General features: G+C 69.8%; 16 protein-coding genes. 4 read left to right on the top strand and 12 right to left on the bottom strand.

The genetic code is table 11. The features are described from left to right. Positions 1 to 48: 48 nt before the first annotated feature. Positions 49 to 477: a hypothetical protein gene (locus ACFY15_RS08335; protein ID WP_390825206.1), complete on the top strand. Its 429-nt coding sequence runs from the start codon at positions 49 to 51 to the stop codon at positions 475 to 477. 43 nt (positions 478 to 520) lie between these two features. After that, positions 521 to 940, top strand: coding sequence for a hypothetical protein (locus ACFY15_RS08330; protein WP_390825205.1), 420 nt, complete (start codon positions 521 to 523; stop codon positions 938 to 940). A gap of 75 nt (positions 941 to 1,015) precedes the next feature. On the opposite strand, the gene aspS is transcribed toward ACFY15_RS08330, so the two are convergent. Then, complete coding sequence (gene aspS, locus ACFY15_RS08325) at positions 1,016 to 2,332, bottom strand: aspartate--tRNA(Asn) ligase (RefSeq protein WP_390825204.1); 1,317 nt, start codon at positions 2,330 to 2,332, stop codon at positions 1,016 to 1,018. Positions 2,333 to 2,820: 488 nt separating this feature from the next. Between aspS and ACFY15_RS08320 the strand changes: the two genes are divergently transcribed. Beyond that, on the top strand, positions 2,821 to 3,714 hold the full coding sequence (locus tag ACFY15_RS08320) for a hypothetical protein (RefSeq protein WP_390825203.1): 894 nt from the start codon (positions 2,821 to 2,823) through the stop codon (positions 3,712 to 3,714). 37 nt (positions 3,715 to 3,751) lie between these two features. Further along, the gene (locus ACFY15_RS08315; RefSeq protein WP_390825202.1) at positions 3,752 to 4,231 is read left to right on the top strand and encodes an NUDIX domain-containing protein; all 480 of its coding nucleotides are present in this window, start codon (positions 3,752 to 3,754) and stop codon (positions 4,229 to 4,231) included. Between the two features lie 59 nt (positions 4,232 to 4,290). Here ACFY15_RS08315 and ACFY15_RS08310 read toward each other — a convergent pair whose 3' ends face one another. The 11 genes from ACFY15_RS08310 to ACFY15_RS08260 form a co-directional block, all read right to left on the bottom strand. Beyond that, positions 4,291 to 4,818 (bottom strand): GNAT family N-acetyltransferase, encoded by a 528-nt coding sequence (locus ACFY15_RS08310; protein WP_390825201.1) that lies wholly within the window; start codon positions 4,816 to 4,818, stop codon positions 4,291 to 4,293. A gap of 422 nt (positions 4,819 to 5,240) precedes the next feature. Further along, entirely contained in the window at positions 5,241 to 6,095 is an 855-nt protein-coding gene (locus tag ACFY15_RS08305) for a hypothetical protein (RefSeq protein ID WP_390825200.1), read from the bottom strand. Further along, on the bottom strand, positions 6,082 to 6,435 hold the full coding sequence (locus ACFY15_RS08300; RefSeq protein WP_390825199.1) for a hypothetical protein: 354 nt from the start codon (positions 6,433 to 6,435) through the stop codon (positions 6,082 to 6,084). The genes ACFY15_RS08305 and ACFY15_RS08300 overlap by 14 nt, the downstream gene beginning before the upstream one ends. A 65-nt stretch (positions 6,436 to 6,500) precedes the next feature. After that, positions 6,501 to 7,517: an NAD(P)H-dependent glycerol-3-phosphate dehydrogenase gene (locus ACFY15_RS08295; protein WP_390825198.1), complete on the bottom strand. Its 1,017-nt coding sequence runs from the start codon at positions 7,515 to 7,517 to the stop codon at positions 6,501 to 6,503. Continuing rightward, on the bottom strand, positions 7,514 to 8,371 hold the full coding sequence (locus tag ACFY15_RS08290; RefSeq protein WP_390825197.1) for a class I SAM-dependent methyltransferase: 858 nt from the start codon (positions 8,369 to 8,371) through the stop codon (positions 7,514 to 7,516). The genes ACFY15_RS08295 and ACFY15_RS08290 overlap by 4 nt, the downstream gene beginning before the upstream one ends. Continuing rightward, positions 8,368 to 9,516 carry a YcaO-like family protein gene (locus ACFY15_RS08285; RefSeq protein ID WP_390825196.1) on the bottom strand — a complete coding sequence of 383 codons (1,149 nt, stop codon included), beginning with the start codon at positions 9,514 to 9,516 and terminating at the stop codon, positions 8,368 to 8,370. The genes ACFY15_RS08290 and ACFY15_RS08285 overlap by 4 nt, the downstream gene beginning before the upstream one ends. Next, entirely contained in the window at positions 9,503 to 10,756 is a 1,254-nt protein-coding gene (locus tag ACFY15_RS08280) for a TfuA-like protein (RefSeq protein WP_390825195.1), read from the bottom strand. The genes ACFY15_RS08285 and ACFY15_RS08280 overlap by 14 nt, the downstream gene beginning before the upstream one ends. 363 nt (positions 10,757 to 11,119) lie before the next feature. Next, positions 11,120 to 11,443, bottom strand: coding sequence for a hypothetical protein (locus ACFY15_RS08275; RefSeq protein WP_390825194.1), 324 nt, complete (start codon positions 11,441 to 11,443; stop codon positions 11,120 to 11,122). 23 nt (positions 11,444 to 11,466) lie between these two features. Further along, a complete protein-coding gene (locus ACFY15_RS08270) occupies positions 11,467 to 12,063 on the bottom strand; it encodes a class I SAM-dependent methyltransferase (protein WP_390825193.1) in 597 nt (198 codons plus the stop codon). Positions 12,064 to 12,068: 5 nt separating this feature from the next. Beyond that, positions 12,069 to 12,698: a hypothetical protein gene (locus ACFY15_RS08265; protein ID WP_390825192.1), complete on the bottom strand. Its 630-nt coding sequence runs from the start codon at positions 12,696 to 12,698 to the stop codon at positions 12,069 to 12,071. Positions 12,699 to 12,777: 79 nt separating this feature from the next. After that, complete coding sequence (locus ACFY15_RS08260; RefSeq protein WP_390825191.1) at positions 12,778 to 14,019, bottom strand: helix-turn-helix domain-containing protein; 1,242 nt, start codon at positions 14,017 to 14,019, stop codon at positions 12,778 to 12,780. Positions 14,020 to 14,225 lie beyond the last annotated feature (206 nt).

The following is a 14,225-nucleotide window of genomic DNA, read 5'->3' as shown; positions in this document are numbered from 1 at the left end:
TCGTAGTGGGCGGCTGCCATGCATGTTGTTATCGCTGGTCAGGGATGCGTGGGGCTGCCGCTGGCCGTGCGCACCGCAGAGGTGGGTCACCGGGTCCTCGGCCACGACGTGGACCGGCATCGCGTTCAGCAGATCACCGCCGGCCAGTCGTACGTAGAGGACGTGGCGTCCGCGCGGCTCCCCACCGTCCTGGACTCCGGGGCCTACTCCGTCACCGCCGACGCCACCGCGCTGGCCGGGTTCGACATCGCGGTGATCACCGTGCCGACCCCGCTCCGGGACGGCGTGCCCGACCTGACCTACGTCGAGTCCTGCCTCCACACGGTGGGCGCGCACCTGCGCCCGGGCGCGACCGTAGTCCTCGAGTCCACGACCTACCCCGGTATCGCCGAGGAGGTGGTGCTGCCGAATCCTGGAAAGGACATCCGGCCTGGCTGGCGCGGACTTCCATGTCGGATTCAGCCCCGAGCGCATTGACCCGGGAAACAGGGCGTGGCCGTTCGAGAAGACACCGAAGGTGGTGTCTGGCATCGACGCGGCATCGCTCGACGTGGTCAAGGGCTTCTACGACGGCCTTGTGCAAACCAGAGTCCCGGTCTCCGCCCCGAAGGTGGCCGAGCTGATCGAGAACACGTTCCGGCATGTCAACACTGTGCTGGTCAACGAGATGGCCATGTTCGCCAAGCCGCTCGGCGTGAACATCTGGGAAGCGATCCAGGCCGGCCCGGTGGCGCTTCAGTCGGTTGATCACGCACTCGACCGCGTGGTGCTCGCGGTAGTCGGTCGGGGCGAAGCGTGGCGGTCGGCCGCCACGGGAGCCGAGCTTCTGGCGGTTGCGTGCCTGGTCCGGGCGGCCAGGCCCACGAACTCGGGCTCCCGGTGCAGGATCGCGTGGTACGACATCGCAGCACGGCATCGACCAGCGGCGCCAGCCCGGTGACGCCTGGCACTGAGCCTTCCCTGCTGTCCCATCGCCAGGCCAGCGGAGGGACAGCAGCATGTGGTACCCCTCCGCTCACGGGGTGAGGCGGTTCGGGCCGCGGAACAGGAACGCGGCCTCGCGGATCGAGTCCAGGCCGAGCATGACCATCAGGATCCGGCCCAGGCCGGCGCCGAGGCCGCCGTGGGGCGGGCACCCGAACCGGAAGATGTTCATGTAGTCCTGCATCGGCTCGGTGTCCATGCTCTTCTCCTCCGCCTGCTTGAGCAGCACGTCGGAGCGGTGCTCACGCTGGGCCCCGGTGGTGATCTCCAGGCCCTTCCACAGCAGGTCGAAGCTGAGCGTCAGGTCCGGCCGGTCCGCCGGACGCATGTGGTAAAAGGGCCGGACGCTGGCCGGGTAGTGCGTGATGAACACGAACTCATGCCCCGTGAGCTCCTTCATGTGGGCAGCCATAGCGCGCTCGCCCTCCGGGTCCAAGTCCTCCTTGAGCCCCGCCGGGTCCCACCCGCCGGCCCGCAGAATCTCCTGCGCCTCGGCCATCATGATCCTGGGGAACGGAGCCTCCGGCACGACGACCTCGACGCCGAAGACCTCCCGGATCGCCTCACCATGGACCTCAACGACCTTCGCGATGGCGTGAGCGAGCATCCGCTCCTCGAACGCCATCACGTCCTCGACGTCGTCGATCCACGACAGCTCCACGTCCACCCCAGTGAACTCGGTCGCGTGCCGCGAGGTGAACGACGGCTCGGCCCGGAACACGGGGCCGATCTCGAAGACCCTGTCGATGCCGGCGGCCACCGCCATCTGCTTGTAGAACTGCGGCGACTGCGCGAGGTAGGCCGACCGGTCGAAGTACCCGAGCTTGAACACCTCAGCTCCGGACTCCGACGCGGTGCCCATCAGCTTCGGCGTGTGCATCTCCGTGCAGCCGTGCTGCATGGCGTACTCGCGCAGCCCCTGCTCCAGGGTCGTCTGCGCGGTGAACACGAGCTGCGCCGTCGCCCGCTTGCGTACGTCGAGGAACCGCCAGTCGAGCCGGTGCTCGGGGCCGGTGTGCTCGTCGATCGGCAGGGGCGTCTCCGCCAGGTTCAGCACCTCGACCGTCTCGGGGACGATCTCCAGGCCGCCCAGCTTGACCTGCGCCGCGTCCACGACACGGCCGGTGATCCGGACGGCGGACTCGGGGGTGAGCGATTCGAGGGCGGCTTCAAGCGGGCGGCCGTCGCGCTTGTGGGTCACCTGGACCATGCCGGAGTGGTCCCGCAGGATGACGAACTGCATCTTGCGCTGCAGCCGGAGCGCGTTCACCCAGCCGGAGACGGTGACCGTCTGGTCGAGGTGTGCGCGTAGGTCAGAAGCCAGTACGCGGCTAGTCGTGTGGATCATCGCAGCCCTCCAGGGGCGTCGTCATGATCCCTTGGAAGCGTGGGCGAGAAGGGTACTCGCGGTGCCACCACGCCTTTGCCACCACCAGACAGCGGCGGCCTCATTCAGCCCGATGACGGGGGCAAACCGGCGGGGCATTGGGCCCGAGGGCCTTTCCTCCCCGCGCTCGGGAGTGTCTTCACCACGGGTCGCGAGGCCGCCTTCACAGCTGCCGGCGGCTCTCTCTGCTCACGTGATCTGTGGCTACTCGTCTCCGTCGACGCGTTGCCCACGAGAATAGGGACCCCGCAAGTCTCCCGCAACGCAATCACGGCAACGGCGCACGACGTGGCCGAAGGACGCCCTCGCCGAGGTCAGGTACGACACGCAGCACATCGCAGCCGAGCTGGCCGGCGCCAACCTCTTGATTGGACTCCGGTGCGGGTGACAATGCGGGGTGACGGTACGGAAGTTCTTGCTACCGTCGCGTTCGCCCTCAAGGAGGTCTCATGGCATCGTCTCTGCCCACTGCGGCTGATGTGGATCTGAGGGTTCAGCCGATTGACGATGTGCTCGAACGCGTAGACCAAGCCTTGGCGGTGCGGCTGGAGCGGAACACGGTAGTGCGTAAGCGCCGCTCAATCGGGGGACGGACCGATCACGGCACCTGGGTGCGGATCGAGCGTCGCGGGGTCGACAGGATCGGCGAGCAGGGTTGGAACGGAATCGAGGCCGCGGCGGTCCTGCGGGACGTAATCATGCCGCAGTGGTATCGGGGGTTTGCCTGGCGTGAGCGGGAACAGCCGGTGATGTGGCGCGCTGACGAGCTGGAGCTGATCACAGCCGCGCCCGTCGGGAAGGGCGCCAGGGCGCTCGACGATCCCAGTTTGCCGGATTCGTGGTGGGTGTCGTTGAACGCCTCGCTCGATGCCCTCGCCGCGCAGCGTACTCCCCGCATTGCCACGCCCGACACCGTGATGATCACGCAGGACGTGGTCACCTCGACGATCAGTGCCGTCTTCCCTGAGATCACCGACACGACCGTGAGCGACTGGGTGCCGGCACACGCGGACCTGACGTGGGCGAACGTGATGGGGCCCGAGTTCTGCGTGATCGACTGGGAGGACTGGGGGATGGCTCCTCGAGGGCTGGATTCCGCGACCCTGTGGGGCAATGCGCTTGCCGTCCCGGCCCTGTCCGAGCGGGTAGTCCACGAACGACGTCGGGACCTCGAGAGCCGGGATGGCCAGCTGATGGCGCTGTTCTTCTGCGCGAAGATCGTGGGCCCCCACGCGTACGTGGAGGACCCTCTCCTGAAACCCGCCCGCAGGGAAGCGGCGAGGCTTGTAGCGGCGCTCCAGGCCACCAGACGGCACCACGGTTTCAGCAAAACCGAACGTTGACACTTCCCGCCCACCACTAGTAACAGTTGGAGCTTTCGTGCCCGGGCCTGTCACCCCGATCATCCGCACCGCTGCCAAAGCTGTCGTCCTCCACGCCGGCCGTGTGTTGCTCCAGCGGGCCAACTGGGAGGGGCAGGAGTGCTACTTCCTGCCCGGTGGGGGCCAGCTCCCCGGTGAAGCCCTCGATGCCACCGTGCGCCGCGAGGTCCACGAGGAGACCGGCCTGACCGTCACCGTGGTCCGGATGTTGTGGCTGCGCGAATACATCGGCGCCAACCACAAACACGCCGACACCGAAGCCAGCACCCACCGCATCGAAGCGATCTTCCATTGCACCCCCTCCGGTGACCCCAGCAAGCTTGGCGGACACGCCGAGGACGACTTGCAGACCGGCCTGGACTGGGTCGAGTTGGAGAAGGTGCCCCACCTCAACTTGCTTCCCCACGCCCTGCGGCAGCCGATCACCGCACTCGCCAGCGCGGAGTACGCGACCGGCTACCTCGGCGACGTCGCCTGAGCACCCGGATGGCCAGCGCGTTCTGCCCGACCTAATCCGTCCACCCACAATCGCTTAGCTCAGATCACGTCTGGCACCGTGCGCCGGTAGCGGACTTCGGACAGCAATACTCCGTCGTAGTCGTCGACTTGAACGGCACCATCAGCGGAGTAGCCCGCCAGTTCATAGAAGCGCCGCGCCCGAAAGTTGTCGCGAAAGACCCACAAGAGCAACGTGCCGAAACCACGAGCCGCAGCATGGGTATTAACAGCATTGAGCAGCGTGCGGCCAACTCCTGTCCCGATGAGTGAAGGCTGAATGTAGAGAGCATAGAGCTCACCCAGAGCATGGTCCGCCTCCGTGCCGCGGTAGGGCCCGAGGCAAGCCCACCCTAAAACTTCTGAATGATCATTAACCGCTACAAGATCCATCACCTGCCCGCCCGACCGCGCAAAACGTCTCCGGCACCGCTCAGCATCCTTCTCGGCCCTCATCCCGTCCAAGTAAGGCTGAGGCACAATGCCGGCGTACGCTGCCTTCCAACCGGCCACACGTATTGCCGAGACAGCCGCAATGTCGGCTTCCTTCATGACCCGTACGGACATCATCTCAACACCATAAGTGACCCTTTGCGCGACCGTCCGAGAATTACGGCGAACCATCCCACCTCGTCACGATGGGCTGGCAGCGACGAAGACTCAACTCCTCTCGCGGGTCGGAGAGCTTCGCCAGCTAAGGGCTTGCAGGGAAGTTCGGTCAGCCGGATCCAGTGACGGCCATGCCCCGGACGTGCGCGCCACGCTCGCCGCGATTTCCTGGATCCGCCCCTCATGCTGGCGGCACCAAGCGTTGACGATCCGCTGCCGTGCCGCGCGCAGCCGCTCCAGGTCGTCGTCCGGTTCAGATGGGGCAGCCTACGAAGAACTAGCGGTGAAGGAGTCGTACATCATGCCTGTGGTCACCCCTGTCAAACGGACGTCCTCGACCCTGGTTACAGCGCCTTCCCCCCTTCGGGGACCCGGAGGGGGTTTCAGGCGGCGAAGGCGAAATAGGTGCCGGTGGTAAGGCCGGAGAAGGTGATGAGTTGGCGGGGCTTGAGACACGTGAAGGCTGCGTGCATCCCGATGCCGACAGCGATGGCGTACGGCATTGTCTGCGGGATGAGCAGTGCGGGGGGCAGGGCGATCTCTGCGGTGATGGCGGTGGCCGCGACCAGGCGCCAGATGCGGATGTCGCGGTCGGTGAGGTTGCCCATGTGGCGGCGGACGAAGCCGGGGATGGCGTACTGGCCCCGGTAGGGCAGTTGCTCTCTGACCTGGGTGTAGACGTGGATCCACTGGGCGAGGTAGAGACCGGTGCGGAACTGAGGGCTGCGGAGCTTCTGCCAGGCGCTGTTCCAGTAGATGTCAGTGGTGATCAGCACGAGGAGACACTGTGCCCAGGTGTTGGCCGTGTTGGGAACGTGCTCGATGTTCAGGCCGTGGCCGAGGTCGCCGGCGAGCATGAGGCAGGCTCCGGTCAGCAGGGTGTAGCGGACGGCGTTGGGACTTTTGAGGTAGAGGAGTTCCATGGCCGCCCCGGCTAGGACCAGCAGGAGCGCCAGCCGGGGTGCCAGGCCACAGGCCAGACAGAGGGCGGCGATCGTACGGACGATGAGCGCGGGCCGGTAGAGGGTGATCAGGAGGCGGGCCCAGGCGGGCCCGAGGCGCTGCTCGGCAAGGTGGGAGCTGAGCGAGCCGGGGGCGAGTCGGTCCCAGCCGCCTTGGCCGATGGAGAGAGTGAATCGCAGGACAAGGACCGTGCCGAAGACGATGCGGAACAGCTGGAGTCGTCCGGGGTCGGTGGGGTCCTGGAACCCTGAAGCGAGCGCGTCAAAGAACCACACGGCTCCCCCTGACTTGGATGGGCTGCTCACCTCGGGCGGACAGGAGGCGGCCGTACCCGTCGAGCCGGTCGTATCGGCCGGTGCCGGTGAGGTGGTCGATGATCGCCTGGAGCTGAGGCGGTCCGAGGATGAAGGAGCCCGGGGAGAGGTAGTCGTAGACGTTCACCGGCTCGGTGCGGCCGTCCTTGGTTCCGGTGAGGGAGATGACGGTGAAGTTGGCGCGGCAGAACATCTTCCAGCGCAGCCAGCGGCCGGGCAGGCGGGTGAAACCGGTGATCATCCACGTCACCAGGGCAAAGGTGGCGGCGATCTGGGCAGCGGACAGCACGGACGCGTGCATGGGTAACCTCCGGGTCGGGAGGGTGAAGGTGTTGGTGGGCGGCCCCGGGAACGGGGCGCCGGGGGTCAGCGCTCGGGCTTGGGGGGCCGCTGCATGAGCGCGGCGGCGGCCTCGTCGAGCGTGATCTTCTCGGTCAGCAGGGCGGACATCACGTCCGTGATCGGCATCTCGACCCCGTGGCTGTGGGCCAGGGCGAGGATGGCCTCCGCGCTCTTGACGCCTTCGGTGGTCTGCCGGGTGGCGGCCGTGGCCTCGGCGACGCTCAGGCCGCGGCCAAGGTGGACGCCGAAGGTGCGGTTGCGGGAGAGCGGGGAGGAGCAGGTGGCCACGAGGTCGCCCACGCCGGACAGGCCGGCGAGGGTGGCCGGATGGGCGCCCATGGCCGTGGCCAGGCGGGTGGCCTCTGCCAGACCGCGGGTGATCAGCATGGCGGTGGCGTTGTCGCCCAGGCCCATTCCTGCGGCGATGCCGACTGCGAGGGCGATGACGTTCTTGACGGCACCGCCCAGTTCGCAGCCGATCACGTCGGTGCTGGTGTAGGGCCGGAAGTAGGGGGTGTGGCAGGCCGCTTGGAAGCGGCGGGCGGCGTCCTCGTCGGGGCAGGCGACGGTGGCGGCGGCAGGCTGGCCTGCCATGATCTCGCGGGCGAGGTTCGGGCCTGACAGCACCGCGACCCGCTCTGCGGGTAGGCCGGTCATTTCGGTGATGACCTGGCTTGCCCGCAGCCCGCTGCCGACCTCGATCCCCTTCATCAGCGACACGATCACGGTGTCGGGCCCGATGTGTGGTGCCCACGTGGCGAGGCTGGCGCGCAGGGACTGGGCGGGGATCGACAGCACGAGGAAGTCCACGCCGTCGAGCGCGGCGGCCGGGTCAGTCGTCGCCGTCACCGAGAAGGGCAGCTCCACGTCCGGGAAGTAGCCCGGGTTGCGGTGCACCGTATTGATCGCGTCGGCGATCTCGCTTCTGCGGGCGTGCACGATGACGTCGGTTCCGGCGTCGGCGAGGATCTTGGCGACGGCGGTGCCCCAGGACCCGGCCGAGAACACAGCCGCACGGACGGAACGGCGTTGCTGGGTCACTGCGGGGTCCTCTCGCTGGGCGCGGGCCCGGTCATCCTATCGGCCGTGCCAGGTGCCGCAGGGGTGGCCGCGGGGCGCCGCAGGGTCAGCAGGACCGCTCGCCGGCCGGGCAGTGTGGGGAGTACCTGGTGCGCCTCGCGGAGCATGTTCTGGGTCTGGGCCTCGCCCAGCTTGCGCCGCAGGTCGTCGGCGTGGTCGATCCACAGGCGGTAGAGCCGGTCCCAGGTCGCGGGCTCTGCGGGGCGCTCGTCTACGTGCTCCACGGTGAGCCCGGCACCACGGGCCTGTTCTTCCCAGGTCGGTTCGGCGCCGCGTCGTAGCGAACGGGTCATGATCAGTCGGCCGCCCGGGGCCAGGACGCGGCCGAGTTCGCGCACTGCTGCGTCCCGGTCGGCGGCGCGGCCCAGGGCGTCCACGCACAGGATGCCGTGGGCGTGGCCGTCGGGCAGGCCGGTGTCCTCCAGCTCGGCCACGCGGAAGGCGGCGCGGTCGGTGGCGTCGCCGAGGAAGTGGGGGCGGCGGTCGGTGGCCTGGGCGACGGCGACCGGGGAGAGGTCGAAGCCTTCCAAGCGGAGAGCGAGGGCGCGGGCCAGCCACAGGCCGGTGCCGCCGGTGCCGCAGCCGGCGTCCACGAGGAGCTGGCCGGGCTGCATCTTCAGCCGCGCGGTCATCAGCCCCAGCAGGGGCCAGTCGCAGGAGCTGGAGGCGGCGACCTCGGCCGGGTAGTCCTCGCCCATCGCCGCGGCGTACAGGCGGCCAACGAGGTCGGTGCGGGCGCGGGCAGCGTGGAAGGCGTCGTACTGGGCCGAGCGCTGCCCGCGGGGCGTGGGGGCCGCCGTGGTGTTGAGGTTCATCGGGGCATCGACCTCCTGATGCGCGAGCCGGTGCCGGGGCAGACGACCTGCACGGCGTGGACGGGACCGGCCGGGTCGGACAGATCCAGGGCCACCGGCTCGTACCCGGTGACGTGTGCGATCCGCCGGGCCACGGTGTCGACCTGTGAGGCGAAACCGCAGTCGGCCGTGACGAAGGTGTCCGTCACCGCCGGCCACGGTGCGAGCCCGGTGGTCGGCGCCGGGCGGAAGGGCGGGGTGCCGAACGAGGCAGGGTCGCTTGGCAGGTCGTCCCGGGTACCTGCGATCGCGGTCAGCCGGGACTGCGCGGCCTCGGTCAGCGCCCGGGTCAACGCGATCGCCGGGCTGCGGTGGCAGCCGCCGCCGGCGAAGACGACCGGATAGTCCTCCGACCACAGATAGGCCACACACACCGGCAGCCCGTACGGGGCATCCACCAGCGCGATCTCCAGCGCCATGCCCGCGGCCACCAGCCGGTCGATCACCTCCCGAGCGTGGGATTCGTCAACTGTCCCGGGCGCGATGAGGATGCGTCGCCGCCCACCGGCCAGAGAATCCCGGTACAGCACGTCCCGTTCCACCACCTCGAACAGCGCGTGCACCAGTGCCTCGTCCCGGGTGTTGCCGCATGCCAGGCCGGTGCTGGTGGCGCGCAACAGATCCGGGCTCCACTCCGGCCGCTGCGCCCGCCGTCGGACGAGATCGACTGGCAGCAGCGCTTCTTCCCCGCTCGCCAGGCCGGTGCCGGGAGTCCACTCCCACACCATCCGGGTCAAGATGCGCTCGGGGTACGGGACGGTCAGCGGCAGTGTGGCCACGGGGCAGGTGGGGGCGACCTCGGCGGCGGGCCCGCAGGCCGCGACGGGCAGCGGCTGCTCGATGTGCCACAGCTCGATGGCCTCCATCACGGCCGACAGCTTCGCCAGCAGGGCGGTGGCGCCCTTGCCCTGCGACGTGCTCAGGGTCAGCGAGGCGGGCCGGATCGCCGTCCACACCGGGAGTCCGATGCAGTCCAGGCCGGTCAGGTCCGCGACGCGGGTGATGCCGAACTCGGGCAAGCACCCGGCCACCGCCTCCCACGTCTGCTCGGGGGTGCGGGCGCGCACCGTGCCCGGCAGCGCCACCAGGTCCTCAACGCGCCCCACAGGACGCCTCCGTCCGCTTGTCCTTGTCGTCCATGTCGTCCAGGAATCCGGGCATGAGCCGCTTGGCCGCCTCGACGGCGCGTGCCCCGCAGATCAGCCCGCGCGCGGACGCCTCCGCGTCGAAGCGCCCCTCGGTGCTCTGCCACAGCCGCAGCAGGTGCCGGCGGGTGACGTCGTCGCGCACTGCGGCGACCGTGAACCCGGGCCGGCTGCGGCGGGCCCCTTCGAGGGCCTGTGCGTACCGGGCGACCGCCTGGCGGTCCTGCTCGGTCTCGCCGGCCAACAGCAGTGCCACGGTTTGCTCGTCGCGCAGGTCGACCGCCGGGTGGAACACCCTGTCGGCGGGCAGGTCTTCGCCGGTGACCTGGGCCAGCCGTTCCGACAGCGCCAGGCCTCGCCCGTTGGCCGGGTTCAGGGAGCGGTGTTCGAGGTAGTCCGCCCACCTCTCGCGGAATGCGGGGTCGAATACCTGCTGGTAGAGGAGGCGGTCCTCGGTGGAGAGGTCCAGTCCGTCGACGCTGTCGCGGGCAAAGGCGTTGGACCAGCGCCGAAAGTACGTCGTCTCCCACACCGAAGGCGACGGCCGGTCGCTGGTCTGCGTCTCCCGGCCGTCGAGCGCGATGCGCACGGCCGCGAGGGCATCGGCGCGCTTGAGGTCGCCGAAGTGCCGGTTCTGGTCGAGCCGCCCGGCGAGCCACCCGGCGAACTCCATCTCGCCCTGGCGGCGGCAGACAGCCCACACTGCGGCCGTGGTGCGCTGCGGGTAGTAGACCGCGCGCAGCGCCACCAGCAGCGCGGCGGCCCGATCTTCGTCGAGTACCCCAGCAGCGCGGGCTCGCTCCAGTACATGCCGGAGGTTGACGACAGGCCAGGTCAGCGCCTCCCACTCCCCGTCCGGGGCCTGCCCAACGGCCACTTCGTCGTCGCCGTCGATCTCCCCCCGGACGTAGGAGGTGTAAATGCTGCCGACGCCGAGCATCCCGAACGGCGCGAGCTCGGCCGCCCGCAGCGCGCCGATGCTCGCCGCACCGATCATCGAAACCCCCCGGCCGATCGCAGCCAGGATCTCCTTGTGCCGCAGTGCTGGCGCCTGGTGATACACGCCGTCGATGAGCACCACCGTGTCGCCGCTGCGGATCGCGGGCGCGAACAGATCCCCATGCCGAGCCGGCGGCCACACCCGCACGTCCGGCGCGGCAAGCTGCGGCTCGGACCTCGGCAGCGTCGGCCCGACGAACACGTGAATCACTACGGCCTCCAGACGGCCAAGTACGAGGAGCGCCCCTCCCCCGGCCCGCAGGACCGAGAGAAGGGGAGGGACGCTTTGGGTCAGGACGCGAACGCGAGGGGGACGACTACTCCTCGTCCTCGACGTCGACGGCGATCACCACGGTCCCGGTGATCTCCTCGGTCTGCCCCGCCGACGCCGAGGTGCTGGCCGCGGCGATGACGGACTTGGACTGCTCCATGGGTTTCTCCTTGCTGTGGTTGCGAACAGTGCGGTGCGGGTGCCGCCCGTACCGGTAGTGCCGCAGGCCAGAGGCTCCTTCGCCCCGTAGGCCCGCCTGCCCGCCCCTGGACGGGGCGGGAAGTCTGATGAGGTTCAGCCCGGGGTGAGAGTGCCGTGGTTGGCGACGACCCACTCGGTGCCGCCGCCCTCGGGGCGCAGGAAGATCGCGCATGGGGTGACGCGCCGGGTGAGGGGGTCCTCCCACTCGCCGATGAACTGGACGATGCCCCGGCGTCCCCGGCCGTTCTCGTCGACGACCATGGCGCCCTCGCGAAGCCAGTCCGGCAGTTGGTGCTGGGCCAGGGCTCGGCGGACGGACGCTGATCCGAGGCGTTTGAGGGGAGGAATGTGCGGCTGCTCCGGCTCCCCGGTGGTGACAGTCGGCATGGTGGGGCCGTTCCAGGTGGGGTGACTCATGGGGTGGTCCTTGGGTGCCTGTCTCAGCGGTGGGATGTGCGGAGCACAAGGTGTGCGCGGGGGCCTTCGTCCATGCGCTGCCGGCTGCTCCAGCCATCCATGTAGCGGGCCAGGTTCTCGGGGGTGATCCAGCCTTGCCGCTCGTCCTTGAACGGCCGTGCCAGCACCTGGAGGTAGAGGCAGCCTCCAGGACGAAGCCACCGGTCACGGACCTGCCGCAGCAGCCTTTCGGGGTCACGCAGGTACCTGGTGGTCATACGGCCGACCACGAGGTCCACCCCATCGACGGGGAGCCCCGGCGGCGGGCCGCTCTCGGCGTCATGGGCCACATACGAGAGTCCGGGCCCCTCCCCGCGCACACATGCGAGGCTCAGGTTGAGGGGCGAGAGGTCGAGGCCGGTCACGTAGTACCCGTGCGCGTGGTGGAGCCAGGAAGTGAATCGCCCCGTACCGCAGCCGACCTCTACCGCCATCCGGCCGGCCCGGCCGGTGACCACGTGATCGGCGACGAACTGCTGCTCGGCAGCGGTGATCGGGCCATGCGCGGCGATCAGGTTCGGGTCCCAGGCACGGGGGATCTTCTGGCCCCCACGGCGCTCTGCCTCCGTTCGGCCGACCATCCCGATCACCACTCGGCGGGGGTGGCCGACGCGAGCTTGAGGACCTGCGCGAGGAGCGGGCGCACCGCCTCGCAGAGGGGCAGTAGGTGGTCCTCGGCGGGCGCGGTGTCCCATCGGACGCCGTACGACGGAGGCAGCGCGACCCAGGCGCCGGGCCCGGAGCGGACTTCCACGTGCTGGCATTGGACGAGCAGTTCACCCGTTCCAGACGCCACCAGCAGGGTAGCGGTGCTGTGGCCGGAGGTCAGGCACGGGATGTGGAGACCGGCCGCATCGGCCCGGAGCATCACGGCCATGCCGATGGCGTGGCCGACGACCAGCGCGTCCCAGTGCGTACACGGGACAATGACACCGGCCCCGGGTGCGGACTCGAACGCGGCGGCCAGCTCGTTGCGTTCCAGCGGCTCGACGGTCTCGCCCAGGGGGTGGGCGCCGGGGGTTACGCACGCCGTCGGCGAGCCGGTGTCCTGGCAGGTGCAGCCGGAGGCAGTGCGGTGGCGATGCCCGATCGCCACGGGCCAGCCGAGCCGGTCGTACGCCGCAGCGCATTCGATGGTGTCGCGGCCGTGCAGGACATGCAGGATGTCGCCCATGTCGCCCCCCGTGTCCGCTCCGGAACCGTAGGTGATGGTCACGACACGAGAGTCCCGCCGAAGCAGAAGGGCGACCCACAGGAATTCTGTAGGCCGCCCAACTGGCATATGCGCACCCGGGTCAGGACACCAGTTCCATGCCCCGCACCAGCCCCGACAGGGCTGCGGCCTGCGACGGAACGCCCCGGCGCACCAGGTCCCCGACGAGCTCTCGTGCCATCGGGTGCGCGTGCACGTAGTGCGGCGCCCGCTGCGCCGCCGCCCGCAAGGTCACCACGGCATCGCCGGAGCGGCCCATGCGGTGCATCGCCCGCGCCTCGTCGATCCGGTAGTGGGTGATCCGCTCCCGGCTCGGCATCGCCGAGACGTCCACGTCGTCCACGAACGACAAGCCGGTGTCGGGCGCGTCCACCTCGACCCCGGCCTCGGTCGTGTGCACCAGCACGTTGGCCCGGGAGAACACGGTCTGCCAGCGCAGATCGTGGTGGCCCTCCGGCAGGCGCTCGGAGACCTCCACCGCCCGGGTGGCCTGGTCCCAGGCCCCTTCCGCGTCGCCAGCGCGGGCGCAGGCGACCACCTGCCGCAGCACCAGCGCGCCTTCCAGCACGAGGGCGTCGGTGTCGCCCGTCGCCGACAGCGGTTCCAGATCCCGCAGGGCGGCGTCCGCGACCGCCTGCGTCTCGCGGGCCGAGCCCTGGTGGAGCAGGGCTCCGCACCGGTCCCAGGCCACCGCCGCCTTCACGATCGGGTCATCCAGCTGGGTCGCGGCCCCGGCCGCGACCTCCGCCGCCACCCACGCCAGGTCGGGCAGCCCGGTCTGGTTGAGGGTCTGGCGCGCGTTGCGGGCCGCGTCCACCAGCAGGCGCAGGGCCTCGTCCCACTCGGCGGTACCGCGCTCGTGCATGAGGACCGTGGTGTTGAGGTCCTCCAGCAGGGCGGGCAGCAGCCCGGCGACCGCAGGGAGGTTGGCGCCCTGGCGGTGTCGGTTGGTCGCCGCGGCCTGGTCCCGGACCCGCTGCGCGTCGGCGGCCGGCGCGGACGGCACGAGTCCGGGGTGGCCGGAGAGGATGAGGGAAGACCGGCGCAGCGCGGCTCGGAGTGCGGGGACGTGTGGGACCGCCGAACCCTGCTCGCGGCGGAGCCGGTAGGGCTGTCCGAGCAGCCAGACGACGTCGACTTCGCACACCGTCGCCACGGCCGTGATGAGCGAGTACCGGTCCAGGGGGAGCCTGCCGGCTTCGACGTCCTCGGCCCACCGCTCGGAGCGGCCCACCAGTCCGGCCATTTCCGCCTGCGTCAGGCCTGCCGCGATCCGGGCCACGCGCACGCGCGCCCCAATGCCTGTGTCGGGGGATTGGGTCATGACTGCACCTCTCCGTTCTGGGCTCCTCACCCGGACGGTACTCCCCACGAGCGACCTGCGGATACGCCAACTGCTCAGCAGGGGCGGCCACTACGCCCACGAGCCACCCCCCTAGTGTCCTGCGCCGGGAATTCGTTGAATTAGTAGGCTGTCTTCATGGCGAAGATGGGGCGGCCGATGGCCGAGCTGGTGTTGTCCGAGGACGA

Source organism: Streptomyces sp. NPDC001373, from assembly GCF_042895815.1.
GTDB lineage: Bacteria > Actinomycetota > Actinomycetes > Streptomycetales > Streptomycetaceae > Streptomyces.
The sequence above is the reverse complement of the archived record's forward strand: the minus strand, read 5'-3'. Positions and strand labels throughout refer to the sequence as shown.

Bases quoted from the DNA above. Each gene is read 5' to 3' on its own strand.
- aspS (WP_390825204.1), bottom strand. From the start codon at position 2,332: ATGATCCACACGACTAGCCGCGTACTGGCTTCTGACCTACGCGCACAC.
- ACFY15_RS08320 (WP_390825203.1), top strand. From the start codon at position 2,821: ATGGCATCGTCTCTGCCCACTGCGGCTGATGTGGATCTGAGGGTTCAG.
- ACFY15_RS08310 (WP_390825201.1), bottom strand. From the start codon at position 4,818: ATGATGTCCGTACGGGTCATGAAGGAAGCCGACATTGCGGCTGTCTCG.
- ACFY15_RS08300 (WP_390825199.1), bottom strand. From the start codon at position 6,435: ATGCACGCGTCCGTGCTGTCCGCTGCCCAGATCGCCGCCACCTTTGCC.
- ACFY15_RS08290 (WP_390825197.1), bottom strand. From the start codon at position 8,371: ATGAACCTCAACACCACGGCGGCCCCCACGCCCCGCGGGCAGCGCTCG.
- ACFY15_RS08275 (WP_390825194.1), bottom strand. From the start codon at position 11,443: ATGAGTCACCCCACCTGGAACGGCCCCACCATGCCGACTGTCACCACC.
- ACFY15_RS08270 (WP_390825193.1), bottom strand. From the start codon at position 12,063: ATGGTCGGCCGAACGGAGGCAGAGCGCCGTGGGGGCCAGAAGATCCCC.
- ACFY15_RS08260 (WP_390825191.1), bottom strand. From the start codon at position 14,019: ATGACCCAATCCCCCGACACAGGCATTGGGGCGCGCGTGCGCGTGGCC.